The organism is Mesorhizobium sp. M7A.F.Ca.CA.002.15.2.1 (assembly GCF_003998715.1).
GTDB lineage: Bacteria > Pseudomonadota > Alphaproteobacteria > Rhizobiales > Rhizobiaceae > Mesorhizobium > Mesorhizobium ciceri.
On sequence record NZ_RZPI01000003.1, the window covers coordinates 1 to 17420 of the forward strand.

A 17420-nucleotide genomic window follows, 5' to 3' on the forward strand; every position below is an offset into this window, starting at 1 on the left:
CCCGTAGACCGGGCTGTCTGTTACCCCTTTCCAGCCAAATTCTGGAGTGGTTGTCTTGCCCAGGATAACGCCACCGGTCTCACGGATACGGGCTGGAACAGGGGCGTCTTCAGTCCAGGGTCCCTCGGTGCTGCCGGACAATGAGCCACGTCTTGTCGGCCAGCCTCGTGTCAAGGTGAGGTCTTTGATGGTGGCCGGAATGCCATCTAGTACTCCGGCTGGTTCCCCCTTCATCCATCGACCCTCCGAGGCCCGGGCAGCAGACCTGGCCCCTTCGTGGTCGACGAGGCAAAATGCGTTCAGCGCCGGGTTGTTGGCGTCGATGCGGCTGAGACAGTCATCGACGACTTCAACAGGCGAGAGCTGCCGCCTTCGGTAGAGTTCCAGGCATTCGCACGCCGACAGACCCTCAAGAGATGTTGGCACGGATGAACGAGTTTTCATTTTACGAGGTCCGCTACATTCAAGCCTGGCATAAGACGGCAGTTATTCATTCGTTCTGCGGCCCTTGTCAGACCGATCATCAAGACGTCGGACGGGATCCCAACGTGTTCTCTACGAGCTTGATCCAGTACGATGTTCCATAAGGAATCGCCTCGTCGTTGAAATTGTAGGCAGGGTGATGCAGGCCGGCGCTGTCACCGTTCCCGCACCAGACGAAAGCACCCGGCCGCGCCTGCGCCAGGAAGGAGAAATCTTCCCCCCCCATTACCGGTGGCGTCTCGAGCACATTGTTTTCACCGGCCACGCCCTTGGCCGCGCTTCTCGCAAGGTCGGTCTGCTGGACCTCATTGAAGAGAATTGCGTCGAAGCTCTGAAATTTAATATCTATCTTCGCGCCGGTTATCTGGGCGATGCCGGCGACCACTTCGCCCACCCGCTCCTTCACGAACTTGCGCACCTCCGGCTTTAGCGTCCGCATGGTGCCCACCAACTCCGCTGTTTGCGGAACGACGGGGACTAGTCTCTGCCCGGACTGGAACTGGTGGAACGAAATTCCTGCCGAGTCGACAGGGTCAATGTTCTGAGCCAGGATATGCTGCAGGGCCGTCACAAGCTGAGCGCCGACCAGAATCGGATCGATGCATTCATGAGGCCTTCCAGGGTGCCCCCCTCGCCCTTCAATGCTAATTTCTATGCTATCAGTTGCCGCCATCACTGGACCTTGCCGGATTCCGAAGACACCTACCGGCAAGCCCGGACGATTGTGCATTCCGTAGATGTGCTCGATGCCGAACCGCTCCATCAAACCGTCATCTAGCATGGCAACGGCGCCGGTACCGATCTCCTCGGCAGGTTGGAAGATCATGACCGCCGTTCCAGCGAAATTCCGAGTATCGGCAAGATAGCGCGCGGCACCCAACAGCATCGCGGTGTGGCCGTCATGCCCACACGCATGCATCAAGCCCTTGTTCTTGGACGCATAGGGCAGATCGGTCGCTTCGTTGATCGGCAGCGCATCCATGTCAGCGCGCAATCCGATAACCTTTGGGTTACCGTCGCTCACGACGCCGTTGCCCTTGATGACGCCAACGACGCCGGTTTTGCCGATGCCGGTCGCGACGGCGTCGCAGCCGAATTCGCGCAGGCGCTCGGCGACAAATGCCGAAGTACGGGGGATGTCGAAGCCCAGTTCGGGATGTGCATGGATGTCCCGGCGCCAAGCCACTATCTCGGGGAGAAACTCTGCGACGCTATTGAGAATTGCCACGGGGACTTTCCTTTCTTGCCGGTTGCAGGCGAATTTCACGCTTTGTCCTTGCGAGAGCCGGGAGACCCGTTTCCGCGCTGCCGGGAGCACAGCATCCTCTGTGCGACGTAGGCACCCCAGCTATTCCGCCGACTGAAGCCGCTCCAATTAGCCGGGGACCGACAATCCTGAATTCCGCTCCGCCCAGAATGTAGCAAGTGCCAAAGAGCTTGGTTGCGCGAAGGGCGCCTTGGTCCCGCAGAATATCATCGTTTTTTGGTCATTGGCGCATAACACCTGCAGGCTGAGAGGAGGTGCCCTGGTATATATGCGGGACCATTCAAAATAGGACAGCCGACATTCAGAAGTGCGGGACAACTGCGACCCGCGGAAGGCGCGTGGTGGTTGCCTGGGCGGGCTCTTTTGAAGGCTACTCTTCAGCAATTGGCAGAGCAAACGACGCCTTGATCCGATCCATTACAACGATTGTCTTGAACCCCTTTACTTCAAGATGTTCGTAAAAAAAACGACGGGTAAACGCCTCGTACTCGGCCATGTCCTGAGCAGAGACCGTAATAATAAAATCCGCTTCACCCGTAACGTAGTAAGCGTTCATGATCTCAGGCGTCCGCCGAATTGCCTGCTTGAAACGATCGATGATATCGGCGCGATCGCGCTCGAGAGTGATGGATACCAGCAGGAGCAGGGGCCGACCGACGGCTTCCGGTGAAACTATGGCAACGTCCGCTTCGATGACGCCAGCGTCTCGAAGTCGCTTTAATCTCCGCTGACAAGCGGTAGCCGATAGTCCGGCAAGTTCGCCCAATTCCTCTGTCGTAAGGCGATTGTTGCGCTGCACGACGTTGAGAATCTTCCGGTCAATTCGATCCAGATCCATTCACAATCTCTGCTCATGATGATATCGGCCAATGCCAAGGCCGCCAGTCCGTACGTCCAAAATGTAGCAAGTGCCAAACGCCCTCTCGGCGCTAAAGTCGGTCCAAGTCGCAGAAAATCGGCGTTTCTTTCGCCATCTGCGCACAATACCGGCATAGTATAACTATCTGAGGGGTGCCGCTGAATCGATGGGCGTTGCTGGTGAGCAGTTGCGGGCCAGCGCAAGAACGGCAGATTCGATCGGGTGGGGGCGATCCCCGGTCGAAAAGATCCTACCGATCTCGTTGCTCAGGCGCAGAAAACATGAGTTGCAGCACGCTCGCATCAGTTCGAGGCAAGCGTGTTAGGGAGCGACATCACCAAGGGTGTCGGCGTTGCAGCATAAATCGGAGACCATGAGAGTCAGGCTATGAACCGGCCCCGGCTTTCGGATGCCTTACGGCCCTCGCGCGTCGGCCGCGAGTGAACTATGATCCGCATGGGTGTGGGGCTGGAGGAGAAGGTCGTCGGCTCAGTCAGGCTAACGTCGCTCCAAGCACTGGTAAGAAGCCCTATCCGCGGTCTGAGAATTACCCAAATTGATCTCTCGTGAGGCAGTTGTTGCAGCTGCATTCCGTCGAGACGCTTCAGTGATCCGCGAGAATGGCTCGCGATCTCTGCGTGAATCGCGGTTTGGCGCAGGAATGCGGCGTGGGAGACCGAATGTTAGACCAAAGTCGGCACGAGCACCGTGTAAAATGGGCAGGTCAGCGCAGACCAGTCTGGCGGCATTCTTACCCTTGCCGGAACGATCGCCTGAACAAGGTAGCTCAACCGCCGTCCGCACTCCCAGGAGAGAAAGCCATATGCTTCCCTTGGACATCCTCCGAAAGGAGTTTCCAGCCACAGCAAACGCCATCTACATGGATGTCGCGAACCAGGGCCTCATATCAAGCACAACATTGGCTTCAATCGAGCCTCATTTGAACAATCGGCTGCATGGCCTAAACGACGAAGAAAGAATGCTCGAACACGTCGAGCGTACTCGCGCTAGGTTCGCACAATTTATCAATTCAGATCACGATGAAATTGCAATTACCAAGAATGCATCGGAAGGCATCAACATCATCGCTAATGCGATCGATTGGAGAGATGGAGACAACGTCGTTCTATGCCCAAAATTGGAACACGCAAATAATATCTTGCCATGGATTCAGATCAGAGACCGCTACAATGTCGAGTTGCGAGTCGTAGAGCCGGATAACGGCTCAATTCCCCCTGATGCATTCGTAAAGGCGATTGATTCTCATACCCGCGTTGTTGCCTTGGCGACGGTGACGATGGTTCCGGGGTTTCGGACCGTCATGGAGCAGATATCCGAAGCCTGTAGGCACTACGGTGCATTTCTTTTGGCGGACGCGACGCAATCTGTTGGGATACTCCACACCGACGTCAATCGACTTGGCGTAGACGGTGTAGCAGTGTCCACTGTGAAGGGTTTGATGGGTCTTTATGGATCGGGTTTTTTATATTGCCGTAAAGAATGGGCCGATCGGCTGAGCCCGGCCTATCTTGCGCGCTTCAGCGTAGATTTCGGAAACGCGCCAGAATCAGCTCCGGTACCTAGTTTTGTAAAGTTGCGCTCTGGCGCGCCCCGCTTTGATATCGGGCATTACAACTTCCCTGGCATGTTGGCTGCATATGCATCAATGGGCCAGCTACTTGATATCGGAACCGAGGCGATCGACCAGAGCGTTACCTCACTCGCAAAACGTATGGCCACTGGTCTCTTAGATATCGGGCTTCCGGTCTGCGGCGGGCCACCAGGCGCTCACACTGGAAGTATCGTAGCCGTTGGCGATTCCAGCGATCTTGTTGAAGGGCGCCCAGTCGACGCCCGCATTCGGTCGCTTCACGAGCATTTCACGAAGAACGGGGTAATCGTCTCAATACGCAGAGGCATGCTCCGGTTTTCCCTGCATCTTTACAACACCGCCGATGAAGTCGATCGCGTAATCAATCTGGCCAAGAGCTGGTCGAAGTAAGAGCGACACGGCTAGTTCATGCACACAGGAGAGTACATGTCGACCCAGAGCGCCGAGACTATCGGACTTCTCCAAGATCTTATAAAGATCGAGAGCATCAATCCATCGCTGTCGCCAAAAGGTAGTGGAGAGCAAGGTGTAGCCAAGTTCCTCGAGGGTTTTTGCAAGGAGCGGAAGCTGGCTTACGGGATACAGGAGGTGGCCGATGGTCGCTCGAATTTCCTGACCTGGGTACCTGGGAAAGAACCCGATAGGCGTATTCTATTCATTGCTCATATGGATACCGTTCCTATCGATAGGTGGGAATCAGATCCATTCTCGGGTGAGCAACGGGACGGGCGAATATATGGGCGAGGTAGCTGCGACACAAAAGGCTCACTTGCAGCTATGTTGATTGCGCTTAGCTCACTTGGTGAACGGCAGCCCCGGGCCACGGTTGTTGTGGCAGCCAGCATTGACGAAGAGTACCGCAAACTTGGCGCCCGCGCTATAGCCGATTCCGGTGTCGCTTATGAGGGTGCGGTAGTCGGTGAACCCACCGAATTAGAGCTCGTTGTAGCTCACATGGGTTCTGTCCGCTGGCAAATCGAGGTTCAGGGTGTACCGGCTCATACGTCGAAGCCTCATCTCGGAGTGAACGCGATCACGGGCATGGCCAAGGTGGTATTGGCACTTGATGAGCACCATCGATCCCTTGTGTCTCGGGCGCAGCACCCATTGGTAGGGTCATCACAGCTGACCGTGAGCCTCATCGAAGGAGGTTTGGAACTTACCACTGTACCGCCGGTATGCCGTATCTGGGTCGATCGGCGTCTCATACCCGGGGAGCGGCCGCAGGACGCGTTGGCGGAGGTAGAAAGCATACTGGAAGGCCTTCGCCAGGGCGAAGACAAGATCAATGTTCGGTCATTGCTTCCCGCATTGGAAGACCCGCCTCCAATCAGTTCCGGGTCGAGCAAAATTGCAGCAGTCGCAGGAGCGGCTTGTGCCCACGTCGCGGGGACCGGAGAGCAGAAGGGAGCCACCGGCGGCTCGGATGCAAATCAGCTGTCATTGGCTGGGATCCCGTGTGTGATTATCGGACCCGGGCGTACTGCCCAAGCCCATACGAACAACGAGTTCGTTGAAATCGATCAACTGACCAAGGCTGCTGATTTGTACCAGAGAATCATGCTCACATATTAGGAGTGGCCGGCCTGATGGGGGTGCTCAAACCCCGTCCATTGGGCCGCGGACGCCCCGGATGCTGCATGAGCGTGGCGGCCGCAACGTCCCGATCTTCGCTGGTCTCGTCGGCGCTTCCCACGTAGATCTTGCCGCCCGTGCTTGAAATTCTGTTGCGACAGGCAGAGTGCGTCTTCACCATAGGGAGGGCATGATCTTCCACCGGAGACGCAGAGCCACCGAAAATTTGGCGCTCATATGCGGATAACGTACGGCAAGTGCCTAGGAAATGCAGATTTTCCGCGACAAGAAGAAATCCTCGGGGAAAACAGCCTCTTGTGACGTGATACGAAGAGAAAGTATGCGGACAGGACGAATGCCTGATCCGTTCGAGGAATGCCTGTTTTGAAGGACTCGACGAGATGAAATATGAGAAGCCATTTCCGCCCGAGGAGTTTCGGCGTCGTGTTCATGACGTGAAGCAGCGGATGGAGCGAGCGGGGCTGGACTTGCTGATCTGCCAGGATCCCGCGAATATGTATTGGCTTACCGGCTTTGACGGCTATTCGTTCTACGTGCCTCAGGTGGTCTTAGTGCATCTCCAGTCGGACATGCCCCTCTGGTTCGGACGTTTCGTCGATGTAAATTCCGCTTATATAACGACGGATCTGCCTAGAGAAAATATAAGCTCATTTTCCGATCATAGACTTCAACATCCAGAATTACATCCATTTGACGATCTTTGCGAGCTTATCAATTCGCGCGGCTGGGGATCTGATCGAATCGGTGTCGAGCTTAACGCCCACTTCTATACTGCCCGAGCACATCAACATCTCGTCAAAGGCCTTCCGAATGCAAAATTCTCTGATAGCCGCGAATTAGTCAATTGGGCACGGCTTATAAAATCTGACCTTGAACTAGTCTACATGAGAGAAGCGGGCCACCTTGCAACGCATACGATGCAGACGGCAATCGCTAACCTAAGGCCTGGAGTGCCGCAACATGAGGTCGTCGCGGAGGTGTACCGGGCCCAGACACGAGGGGTGGACGGTAAATATGGCGACTCTAGCGGTCCTCCTCTTATCCAGACTAGCGAACAAACGAACGCTCCGCACCTCAGTTGGACCGAGGAGCCCTTGCCGACCTCTGGCCTGGTTCTCATGGAGTTCGGCGCCACCCGACGCCGCTACTGTGCGCCGCTGTGCCGCACCGTCCACATCGGAAAGCCACCCGCAGAGGTCTCGCGTCTTGCTGAGGTTATAGTGGAAGGCGGGGATGCTGTGCTCGAGATGGCAAAGCCTGGTACCGTCGTTGAGGAGCTTAATGCGGTGTGGCAAGATATCCTCAAGCGGAACGGGTATATCAAGATAGGCCGCTCCGGCTATTCAATCGGACTCAACTTCCCGCCGGAATGGGGCGAACGCACGGTTAGTATTCGCGCGGGCGACAAGACCATCCTACAACCAGGAATGTGCTTCCATTTTCAGTCGGGGGTTAGGCTCGAAGGGTTCGGCGCCGCCATCTCTGAATCATTTATTGTAACCGAAAGGGGCGGTGAGCGATTGGCAGATGTTGATCGCCGCTTGATCGTCGTGGACTAGGTGATTTGGATGTGACCCAAATCGTTTTGCGATCTCACTGGGTCCGTTCGAAGCCGGTTGAAATTTGTTTCTGCGGCGAGCGGATGAACGGATCTAGCTTAAGGACGGCGCTGTCTGAGAGGTGCGGCATGCCCAACCTCTGGGACAGGAGAATCTCGCCTAGCACATGAGTTCTCTGCATCAGCGGAGATTAAGATCCGTAGGCCGAAATGAGCCACCTGTGACGCGAGCGCGGCGTGAACGTTGCCCCATTCTACAAATGCGCGGATGACGCAAGAGGACTTAGCTTTTGAGGAGCATTGAGGACGAGTTTACGCGCGCCTGAAGCGGGCTCTTGCCAACCCTGCGCGCCGGTGGGAACGCGAGTATGGTCCGCCCCGTCCGTGCAACACGTCGCGACATCAGCACACGTTGTTCCCGATAGATGGCTCGGCAGCGAAGCTCGCCTTTTGCCCGGGGCTCGCTTCATCCTTTTCTGCTGTTTCGTGCGACTTCACCACTTCACCAAGTGAATGTCTGGGTTATCGCGGGGACCTCAATTTCGGGACCCCAAGACCTCCTTCCGAATGAAGTCGTCCGCGATGCCATCGTGTCTGAAGCGGTCGCGGTCACCCTGCACAGTGCCGGACGAAAGTAGCCTTGCGGCGAGTTCCGTCTAAGATTCGAGGCGGTTGCGCCTGCGTCAGTGCGCCTGATCGGTGTCGGTCGAGAACTTAATGCCACGAGGCCAGATCGGGAACTCGGGATCGGGAGATCGGCGCTGGAACCAACTACTTTCCGCGCCGCCGGCGACCAGCGCGACCTTCGCTCGCGGTCGCTAAGCCTCCTGGCAAGTGAAGTTGTGAGCCGTGTCCAATTCTACGCGAATTGGCTGCTGTTTGCAGGAATGCAGCTAAAGGGGCATCAACTGCGCTGCCGATCGGCGCTGTGGCAGCAATAACCTAAAGGCATCAGCATACCATTGGAGTCTTAGATGAGGGGTACGTCAATCACGGCATTACGCAGGCTCAAACGGCCAGACCTTTTGCGTGGTGATGCGTATCTGAACGGCGCCTGGCTCTCCAAATCAGATACTCTTGCCGTGTTTGATCCTGCCAGCGGTGACGAGATCGCTCAAGTTGCGGCTTGCGCAGACGCCGACGTTGACGACGCGGTCCATTGCGCAAGAGCAGCGTTCCTCAAGTGGCGCGACATGCTTCCGTTACAGCGTGGTGCATATCTGCGGAAATGGGCGGCAGGCATGCGGGAGAGCGCCGAAGACCTGGCTGTCATCATAACGGCCGAGCAAGGAAAACCGATTGCTGAAGCCCGCGGCGAAGTTTCATACGCTGCCGGCTTTTTAGATTGGTTTGCAGGGGAAGGGGAGCGGGCTTACGGCGAAACGATTCCCAGCCATCTCCCCGCAAGCAGGCTGGCCGTGCATTTGCAGCCGATCGGGGTGACTGTCGCCATTACGCCATGGAACTTCCCAGCGGCAATGATCACCAGAAAGGCTGGAGCTGCACTGGCCGCTGGCTGCACAATGATTGTAAAGCCGGCACCCGAAACGCCACTGTCGGCCCTCGCGCTTGCCCGCCTTGCCGGGGATGCTGGCATTCCGCCCGGCGTGTTTCAGGTGATCACGGGCGAAGCTCCGCCACTTGCCAAACGGCTGTTGTTGCATACCCACGTGCGTGCGTTCTCTTTTACGGGCTCCACCGAGGTCGGCAGAATCCTTCTCGAGCAATCCGCGAAGACAGTGAAGAAAGTCTCGCTCGAACTTGGCGGCAATGCTCCTTTCATCCTTTTCGGCGATGCGCCGATCAACGCTGCGGTCGCCGGTTGCATGGCAGCCAAGTTCGCGACATCCGGTCAGGACTGTCTCGCGGCAAACCGGATTTATGTGCAGCGAGAGATTTACGAGCATTTTACGGAAAAATTTGCCGAGGCCACCAGTAAACTAAAGGTCGGGCACGGATTGGAGCCAGGTGTCGACATCGGTCCGATGACAAAGACGTCTGGTGCTGACAAATGCAGGCACCAGGTTTCTGAGGCTCTAGCAGCCGGGGCTCGAATGGTAGCAGGCGCACAGCACAATTCGCTTGGCGGGAACTTCGTCACGCCGGCCGTGCTTGCTAATGTGACCGATGACATGGTGATTGCGAAGGACGAAACGTTTGGACCTGTCGCTGCAATCCTGCCCTTCGACGACGAACGGGAGGTGGTCGCGCGAGCCAACAATTCCGAGATGGGACTTGCGGCCTACGTCTATACCCAAGATCTCAACCGAGCCATGCGGCTCTCCGACCGGCTCGAATATGGCATGGTTGCCGTGAATACTCCAAAATTTACGGGGCCGGGCATTCCGTTCGGCGGCTGGAAACAATCCGGCCTTGGTCGCGAGGGCTCAAGGCACGGTCTTATCGAATATCTCGAACCCAAATACCTCTGCATCGGCAACATCGCGGCCTGAAAGGAAGCATTCAATGACCATCAACATCAAAGAGATCACCGAAAAGGACCGCAACTCGGTCTTGCATCCTTTCACTCAGCTTAAAGATTTCGCCACTGGCAAGCTCGGCGACCCAACGATCGTGGTGACAGGGAAGGGGATCCGCATCCAGGACGCGCATGGCAACCAATTTATCGATGGCTTTGCCGGCCTATACTGCGTCAATGTCGGGTATGGCCGCACGGAAGTCGCCGATGCGATCTCGCGTCAGGCCTATCGCTTGGCGTATTACCACTCCTATGCGGCGCACACGACCGACGAGCTTGCGATCCTCTCCGATCGCCTTGTGAAGATGGCGCCGGGCAAGATGAGCAAGGTGTTCTATGGCATGTCCGGCTCGGATGCGAACGAGACCCAGGCCAAGCTTGTTTGGTACTACAACAACCTGCGTGGCAAGCCGACCAAAAAGAAGATCATCTCCCGTGAACGCGGCTATCACGGCTGCAGCGTCGTGTCGGGCTCGATGACGGGCATGAGCTTTTATCACGACCACATGGACCTGCCACTTCCGCAGATTGTTCACACGGGTGTTCCACATCATTACTGGGGCGCAACCCCGGGCGAAACCGAGCGCGAATTCTCCGCTCGCCGCGCCGCCGAGCTTGATCAGTTGATCGAGCGGCTCGGCCCGGACAACGTCGGCGCCTTCATTGGCGAGCCCGTCCTCGGCACAGGTGGTATCACGCCTCCGCCGGAAGGCTATTGGGAAGCGGTACAGACGGTCCTCAAAAAACATGATGTGCTGCTGATTGCCGATGAAGTGATCACAGGGTTCGGCCGCACCGGTTCCATGTTCGGCTCACAGCACTATGGCATCGAGCCAGACCTCATCACGATCGCTAAAGGTTTGACGTCGGCCTACTTCCCGCTTTCAGCGGCAATCGTCGGTGAGAAGGTGTATAAAGTCCTGGAGGATGGAGCCGACAAGGTCGGGGCATTCTCGCACGGCTACACCTACTCTGGTCATCCGATCGGCGCCGCCGCGGCCAACGCGGTCCTCGATATTGTCGAGAAAGAAGACCTCCCCGGCAATGCGCGTGACGTCGGCGCGTTTTTCCAGGCGCAGTTGCAGGAGAGGTTCGCGCAGTTGCCGATCGTCGGCGAAGTGCGGGGCGTCGGTCTTATGGGCGCAATCGAGTTCGTTGCCGATCGCGACAATCGGAAGCGTTTCGATCCGGCGCTCAAGGTAGGTGCGCGAATCTCGAAGGCCGCCCGTGACCGTGGTCTTATCGCTCGGGCCATGCCGCACGGGGACATTTTGGGCTTTGCTCCGCCGCTGGTTACAACCAAAGCTGAGGCGGAGGAGATTGTTGCAATCGCAGAAAGCGCCGTGCGCTCGGTTATGGATGAGCTTGTTCGCGAGAGTGAGAAAATCTGAATGAGTTGGGCCATCTTGTCGTAATCAAGGCGCAAACTCAAGCGACGGCCTGATCGGCTTGCGGGGCTGCCAGCTGAGCTGGTGCCGCGTTCCGCTCATTGAGTTTTCGGCGGAATTCAATGCAGACACTGCTCAGGAGGAACTGGTGGCCAATTCGACCGCACTCAATCCCTGGGAATGGCCTGAAAGCCATTGGCGGCGGCGCATCAACAAAGTCAGAGCGGGCAAGGCACTAAGACCAATGTGGCCCGGCGGTAAACGCTGTGCCTTCGCCATCTCGTTCGACGTCGATCATGAGTCGAACGAATTGCGCAGGGGAGGGCGATCGCTAAGCAGATTATCCTGGGGTCAGTACGGGAGCCGACGAGGGATGCCTCGGGCTTTGGAACTCTTGAGAAAGTACGACGTTCCGGCGAGTTTTTTCGTTCCCGCTGTGATCGCTCAGTTGTATCCAGACGAGCAACGCGCAGTTGTCGATGAAGGCCATGAAATTGGCATGCACGGCTGGATACACGAGCTAAACTCGGAACTGAGCGCAGAGAGCGAGCGCTCTTTAATGATGAGGAGTGCCGACACTCTTGAAAAAATCACTTCCAAACGCCCGACGGGAATTCGAACGCCTTCCTGGGATTTTTCCGACGCAACTCTACGGATCATACGTGAAACCGGATTGACATACGACTCATCCCTTATGGCCGATGATAGTTGCTATGAGCTGCTGGAAGACGAGGAACCCACGGGAGTGATTGAAATACCGGTCGAATGGATTCGAGACGATGCCACTTATCTTTGGATGAGTCCCGATGGGTCTTCACGGCCAGATTTATCAGTCGACGACGTGCTTTCTGTATTTATTCGGGAGTTCGAAGGGGCCTATCAAGATGCCGATTTATTTCAGCTGACTCTGCATCCACACGTCATTGGATATCGCTCACGGATCTGGATCGTAGAAGAATTAATTCGACGCGCCAAAGCAAAGGGTGACGTTTGGTTCGCCACACATCATCAGGTCGCCGAGCGTGCGTCCTCATGTCTCTGAAAACTCTCAGACAGGAACGCCGGTAGAGTGCGGTGTTCTTGGGGCGGCGCAAGCCGTCCTGCGCCTCGACCGTTGCGGCGGTCACCAATGGATTTGGAATGACGCGGATCATCCGCTGTCCGGTATTCGCTTTCAGAGCGGGTACAGTGGGAGTTCTTATCTTGGAGGAGGACTACAATCTTGATTGACACGACCTTTGCCGGAAAAACGGTGCTGATTACCGGCGGGTGGCGCGCTTGGCCCGGCCAGTGCCAAACTGCTGGCGGCGGGTGGAGCGGATTTGGTGTTGGCTGACCTGTCGCAAGAGGCTCTGGACCAAACTCTGGCCGCCTGTCCTGGTGCCCGTTGAGTTGTCTGCGACGTGACCGATCCGGCGATGCTGGAAGGGCTGGTCGACCTCGCCCGCGAGAGCTTTGGCCGGCCGGTTGAGGGCTTGGTCGCGGCCGCTGGCATTACGGTGCGATGAAGCGGCTGATAGACGTGAAGGGTACGAAGCCATGTTCAGCTTCAACGTCGGGGCCATTTGGCGAATCTGCAAGCTGCATCCCGCAGATGCGCGAGCTTGGCCGCGGATCGGTGGTGCTCTTCAGCTCGACTGCTGGTCTGCAGGCCTCGAAGGACGTGCCGATCTATTCGGTGACCAAGGCGGCGGTTGTGATGATGACTCGCACGCTGGCGCTGAACCACGCGGCAGAAATATCCGCGCAAACTGTGTCTGCCCCGGAACCATCGCCAGCCGTTGGCCGAGGCCGGCGTCGCCTTCGCCCGGGGAGAAGCGGCACAGGTCGAGCGCCGGACGAAGATCATCGCTGCGCATCCGATGGGCCGAATGGGGTTGCCGTCCGAGGTGGCGACAGCTGTCGGCTATCTGCTGGACGATGCGGCGGGCTTCACCATCGGCGCCGCGCTTACGGTCGACGGAGGCAGCCTTGCCTAAGCTCCGGTCAGAAACACTGTCGTCGTCACCGGCGCGGCGCGCGGGATCGGTGCCGCAACAGCGGCGTGGCTTGGCTCGGAAGAGGCGTGGGTGTTGCTAGTGGATGTTCTGGATAAAGTGCACGACACAGCTGCGGGCCTTGGCCAGACGGCGCTCGTCTGCGATCTGGCCATGCCCGACGCCGCAGGGCGGGTTCTGGCCGCCTTGGATGCCGCAAGGATCGAGACGCTCGACGTCCTCGTGAACAATGCCGGCATTGGCGGTTCGAAGTCGCTCGCCGATACTGACGATGCCTTTTGTTCCCGCTGATCGATATCAACTTGCGTGCAGTCATCAGCCTGACCCGCGAGTTGCGGCCGCGGATGCGCCAGCCGGGCGGGCGGATCATTAATGTCAGCTCGATCCTCGGGCTTACGGGCTATCCCGGAACGGTAGGCTATTCGGTGGCCAAGGCCGGGATCGCGTATCTCACGCTCCAGCAGGCCGGCGAGCAGGGCCTGTAGGGTATAACCGTGAATGCGGTGGCGCCCGGCGTGGTCCCCACCGACATGACTCGAGCGCTGCACGTACGCAGCTACCAACGCCTGATGGTCGCGCCAATCCGCTCGAGCGCGTCTCCTCGCCGGAGGAGCAGGCGGCGGTGATCGCCTTCCTGCTTCGGACGACGCGTTCTACGTCTCGGGCGCAGTGATCCCCGTCGACGGCGGCTCCCGCCTGTCACAGTAGAGAAGAATAGCGCAATTTAAGCCTATACACAGGATGGCCCTGCAATTCCCGGATGCAGACCGACTCTGCCGGTAACCGGTTCCGGTGGTCGATCCTGTTAGCGGCGCCATTACCCGGCGCACATTTGATCGCGGTGGTGGGCAAGTTGAATTTACCCTTCGCGCGCTTCCCAGCGATCAATATGGCAGTGTCGTACTGCTCGGTCATTGTCGCAACGGTCGCGTTCAGCGTCGGCGCGAACCACAGCGCCTTGGCCACACCAGGTTGTAGCAGACGGATCGCCTCAGTGACCCGCCGAAGAAGCTGAGGCCGTCAATCCAGTCGGGCAGCTTTTGAGTCAGAGTTGGCAAAGGCTGCTCGAACTGAACGACTGTTGAGGAAAGCCTTTGCAGGCGCGGCGGGCGCGAGCACCGCGGGGAGCCGCAAAAAGGCACGCGGAGAGCTCTGCTGAGGCTGCAGTCAACTCAGCGTCCTTGGGAGCATATTGAAGTAGTATTTGCCCATCTCTCCCTGTTATGGCGATTTGAGAAGCAAAAAGCCCGTTCAGCGTTTAGCTTGGAGAATGTGCCCACTGCACTGCTCGCCCGCGAATCACCGATATTATGCAGATTTAGGAGCTCGACGCCGATCTCCTGCATTTGTTGGCGAGGATTGCTGGAAGAGTACCCATTCAATGCACTAAAATCCTGGAGTGGTCTGATCCTCATATTGTAAGTGTAGGCTGGCCTGATGCGGCTGGTTCCAAGTCTTCACAAAGGTTCCAACTACGCCTCCTCCCAAGGCGCATCGGCCCGGCAGCGAGTTCAATCTCCTGCCGGGCGTTGTAACTATTTGCGCACATTGGCCGATTCGGACCTTCAACGGGTTGGGCGGCTGCTGGCTGTCGGAGCAATGTAAAACTGGCTCATAGGCAAGAGTTAGATTGATGAGCAGTCTTGCGGACCAAGTCGCCGATCCAAATTCGCCAGGAGCATTTGCGCCCCTCAGAAATCCGAGCTTTCGTTCAATCTGGTTCGCCACGCAGGTCAGCTCGCTCGGCTGGTTGATGCAGACTGTTGCCATCAGCTGGCTGATGGCTACGATTTCGACTTCCGATCTGATGGTCGCGCTGGTTCAGGCTTCTTCAAACCTGCCAGCGTTCATCTTATCCGTCTTCGCCGGGGCCTTGGCTGATAATTTCAGCCGGCGCCGGGTCATGTTCGCCGGCCGGTGCCTTATGGTATTGGCATCTGCGATGCTGACGGCTTTTGTGGTGCTGGGCTTTGTCGATCCGTGGATGATCCTCGGCTTCAGCTTCTTGATCGCATGCGGCGGCGCTCTCCACGATCCAGCCTGGCAGGCCTCGGTTGGCGATATGGTGAACCGACGCGACGTTCCCGCCGCCGTCACGCTCCTCTCCGTTGGCTTCAACACTGTTCGGACCGTAGGCCCGGCGCTCGGTGGCATAGTAGTTGCCTCTTTTGGGCTGATGACGGCTTTCGCCGTAACCAGTCTTACCTATCTGGTCCCTTTGGTAACCATATGGCGCTGCAAGTGGATGGTTCGCTCATCACCTCTCCCACGTGAGTCGATGAGGACGGCGATCTATGACGGGCTACGCTTCACGGCGATGTCGTCGGAGATTAAGACGGCGATCACTCGCGGAACCCTCTTTGGTCTGGCGAGCATCGCCATTCTCGCGCTGCTGCCGCTGGTTGTCCGCGACCAGCTGGGAGGCGGACCGCTCGCCTATGGCACGCTCATGGCCGGATTCGGGACAGGCGCCGTCTTCGCCGGCATCTCGAACAGCGTGTTCAGACGGAGCTTGTCACAAGAGCGGCTGATGACGCTCGCATGCGTCGCCTGCGCGGCATGCTCCCTTTCGCTTGCGCTGACTTCTTCGATTGCAGTGGCGGCAATTGCACTCGCCATGGGTGGCGCGGGCTGGGTCACCGCCTGGTCCGGGGTCGGCGTGACCGTGCAACTGGCAAGCCCGCGCTGGGTCGTGGGGCGCACCATCTCGATTTACTATGCATTGATCGATGGCGGCATCGCAGCGGGCAGTTGGGTGTGGGGCACGGTGGCCCAGAACCATTCACTGACCTTGGCACTGGAGGGCTCCGCTGGAGCCCTTCTGCTGGTCGCCGCCACGGGCCTCCTGTTTCCCCTTCGCGAGCGCCGCGAATCCGATCCAGATGCTTTGGAGGACTTCGACGCACCGGCAGTCGCCCTCAATCTCAAGCCAAGAAGCGGTCCCATCGTGGTCAAAGTCGAGTACCTAGTGCCCGAGGAAAATCGCGAAGCATTCCTGGAACTCATGCGGGCGCGCCGGCATGTGCACAGTCGCGTCGGCGCTCGTCATTGGACTCTCCAGCGCAACCTTCAGGAGCCTATGCAATGGATAGAGACATTCCGCACGCCGACCTGGACCGACTACCTTCGCCTGAACCATCGTCTCACGGAAGCAGACAAGGAATTGGGTAAACAAGTGCTGAAATTGCATGCAGGACAGCTTCCGCCTAAAATCATGCTTTTTATCGAGCGACCAACAAGCTCGGCCCTAAAGTCCGATGAATCAGCACGTTATTTTCTCCGACACTGACTCTTCGAGGTTAACCCCTTGTATCTGCACGCAGAGGACTTTGTGCGATGGAAGCGACTGAGCCTCGAACCGGATGGCCATCCGGTTCGAAGCAAGGCGAAGTCGCCCGACACCCCTCCGGCCACAACCGTGGGTGAGCCTGGGATCTTCGCCTTCGTCACGTACGACCGAATAGTCGCTTGGCTCCAATCGCACGCACAAGGCAGGTTACCGTGAACAAGACTATCTGTGGAGTGGATGTTTCGAAAGACTGGCTCGATACCCATGTCGTGCCGAGCGGAGCGGCGGGCCGCTTTCGCAACGATGCGGCAGGCATAGCCGAGCTTGCTGCCTGGTGTTAGGTCAATGGTGTCGAGCTCGTCGTCATGGAGGCCAGTGGCGGCTACGAACGGCTTCCCTTCCTGCTGTCGTGGGAGTTGGGAGTAGCCTGCGGCATGGCCAATGCGAGGAGCGTACGCTGATTCGCCGAGGCGATGGGCTTCCTGGAGAAGACCGACAGGATCGACGCCGCCGTCATCGCCCGCTATAGCGAGGTCAAACGGCTGCAGCCGACGCTGCCGCCGAGCGCGGCCCAGCAGCGGCTCAAGGCGCTGGTCGCCCGGCTTTCCCAGGTAACCGCCGATCTCACCGTCCAGAAGCAGCGCAAGAGCGCTGCCACTGATGCCGATACCATTGCCTGCGTATTCCGATGAAGCCGGCCACCGATTCCGATTTGAAGCCGGCCAGTCATTCCGATTTCATTCCGGCCAGCATTCCGATTTGAAGGCGGCCATTTTTCGGTCTGATCCTGGGTCTCGTTGATGTTTGGGTTGGGTTTTGTTTCAGGTCAAGCTGACGGATAAGCCCGAAAGCGGCACCATGCAAGAATACAATAGGTCCACCGGTTCCATTC

At 57.8% G+C, this 17420-nt stretch carries 12 protein-coding genes and 3 pseudogenes; 11 read left to right on the plus strand and 4 right to left on the minus strand.

The features are described 5' to 3' along the window. The 3 genes from ENZ74_RS00400 to ENZ74_RS00410 form a co-directional block, all read right to left on the minus strand. Positions 1-444 (minus strand): amidase family protein (locus tag ENZ74_RS00400; RefSeq protein ID WP_245470923.1); only part of this gene is annotated, 444 nt, incomplete at its 3' end. A 79-nt stretch (positions 445-523) separates the two neighbouring features. Beyond that, on the minus strand, positions 524-1711 hold the full coding sequence (locus ENZ74_RS00405) for a M20 aminoacylase family protein (protein ID WP_063169331.1): 1188 nt from the start codon (positions 1709-1711) through the stop codon (positions 524-526). 409 nt (positions 1712-2120) lie between these two features. Further along, on the minus strand, positions 2121-2588 hold the full coding sequence (locus ENZ74_RS00410; protein WP_063169330.1) for an Lrp/AsnC family transcriptional regulator: 468 nt from the start codon (positions 2586-2588) through the stop codon (positions 2121-2123). An 844-nt stretch (positions 2589-3432) separates the two neighbouring features. Between ENZ74_RS00410 and ENZ74_RS00415 the strand changes: the two genes are divergently transcribed. From ENZ74_RS00415 to ENZ74_RS35635, 9 genes and pseudogenes are all read left to right on the plus strand, one after another. Further along, positions 3433-4611: an aminotransferase class V-fold PLP-dependent enzyme gene (locus ENZ74_RS00415; protein ID WP_063169329.1), complete on the plus strand. Its 1179-nt coding sequence runs from the start codon at positions 3433-3435 to the stop codon at positions 4609-4611. A gap of 36 nt (positions 4612-4647) precedes the next feature. Continuing rightward, positions 4648-5796: a M20 family metallopeptidase gene (locus ENZ74_RS00420; protein WP_063169328.1), complete on the plus strand. Its 1149-nt coding sequence runs from the start codon at positions 4648-4650 to the stop codon at positions 5794-5796. A 401-nt stretch (positions 5797-6197) separates the two neighbouring features. Next, positions 6198-7376 (plus strand): Xaa-Pro peptidase family protein, encoded by a 1179-nt coding sequence (locus ENZ74_RS00425; protein ID WP_063169327.1) that lies wholly within the window; start codon positions 6198-6200, stop codon positions 7374-7376. A 973-nt stretch (positions 7377-8349) separates the two neighbouring features. Next, entirely contained in the window at positions 8350-9828 is a 1479-nt protein-coding gene (locus tag ENZ74_RS00430; protein WP_063169326.1) for an NAD-dependent succinate-semialdehyde dehydrogenase, read from the plus strand. A 13-nt stretch (positions 9829-9841) separates the two neighbouring features. Then, positions 9842-11245 carry an aspartate aminotransferase family protein gene (locus ENZ74_RS00435; protein WP_063169325.1) on the plus strand — a complete coding sequence of 468 codons (1404 nt, stop codon included), beginning with the start codon at positions 9842-9844 and terminating at the stop codon, positions 11243-11245. Positions 11246-11390: 145 nt separating this feature from the next. After that, the gene (locus tag ENZ74_RS00440; RefSeq protein ID WP_224570030.1) at positions 11391-12284 is read left to right on the plus strand and encodes a polysaccharide deacetylase; all 894 of its coding nucleotides are present in this window, start codon (positions 11391-11393) and stop codon (positions 12282-12284) included. Between the two features lie 739 nt (positions 12285-13023). Beyond that, a complete protein-coding gene (locus ENZ74_RS35625) occupies positions 13024-13221 on the plus strand; it encodes an SDR family oxidoreductase (protein WP_063169323.1) in 198 nt (65 codons plus the stop codon). A gap of 27 nt (positions 13222-13248) precedes the next feature. Then, positions 13249-13530, plus strand: a pseudogene (locus ENZ74_RS35630) (SDR family NAD(P)-dependent oxidoreductase); the annotation flags it as partial. Continuing rightward, a complete protein-coding gene (locus ENZ74_RS35635; protein WP_199489648.1) occupies positions 13518-13724 on the plus strand; it encodes an SDR family oxidoreductase in 207 nt (68 codons plus the stop codon). The pseudogene ENZ74_RS35630 and the gene ENZ74_RS35635, both read left to right, overlap by 13 nt. Before the next feature lie 400 nt (positions 13725-14124). Here ENZ74_RS35635 and ENZ74_RS34885 read toward each other — a convergent pair. After that, positions 14125-14291, minus strand: a pseudogene (locus tag ENZ74_RS34885) (IS21 family transposase); the annotation flags it as partial. A 581-nt stretch (positions 14292-14872) separates the two neighbouring features. Between ENZ74_RS34885 and ENZ74_RS00460 the strand changes: the two are divergent. Beyond that, positions 14873-16528 carry an MFS transporter gene (locus tag ENZ74_RS00460; RefSeq protein WP_063169321.1) on the plus strand — a complete coding sequence of 552 codons (1656 nt, stop codon included), beginning with the start codon at positions 14873-14875 and terminating at the stop codon, positions 16526-16528. 269 nt (positions 16529-16797) lie between these two features. Further along, positions 16798-17184: pseudogene (locus ENZ74_RS00465) on the plus strand (transposase); the annotation flags it as partial. Between the last annotated feature and the right edge of the window lie 236 nt (positions 17185-17420).

What these genes read in the sequence shown, in the direction of transcription:
- ENZ74_RS00410 (WP_063169330.1), bottom strand. Translation starts at nt 2,588, where the DNA reads ATGGATCTGGATCGAATTGACCGGAAGATTCTCAACGTCGTGCAGCGC.
- ENZ74_RS00425 (WP_063169327.1), top strand. Translation starts at nt 6,198, where the DNA reads ATGAAATATGAGAAGCCATTTCCGCCCGAGGAGTTTCGGCGTCGTGTT.
- ENZ74_RS00415 (WP_063169329.1), top strand. Translation starts at nt 3,433, where the DNA reads ATGCTTCCCTTGGACATCCTCCGAAAGGAGTTTCCAGCCACAGCAAAC.
- ENZ74_RS00435 (WP_063169325.1), top strand. Translation starts at nt 9,842, where the DNA reads ATGACCATCAACATCAAAGAGATCACCGAAAAGGACCGCAACTCGGTC.
- ENZ74_RS00460 (WP_063169321.1), top strand. Translation starts at nt 14,873, where the DNA reads ATGAGCAGTCTTGCGGACCAAGTCGCCGATCCAAATTCGCCAGGAGCA.
- ENZ74_RS00430 (WP_063169326.1), top strand. Translation starts at nt 8,350, where the DNA reads ATGAGGGGTACGTCAATCACGGCATTACGCAGGCTCAAACGGCCAGAC.
- ENZ74_RS00420 (WP_063169328.1), top strand. Translation starts at nt 4,648, where the DNA reads ATGTCGACCCAGAGCGCCGAGACTATCGGACTTCTCCAAGATCTTATA.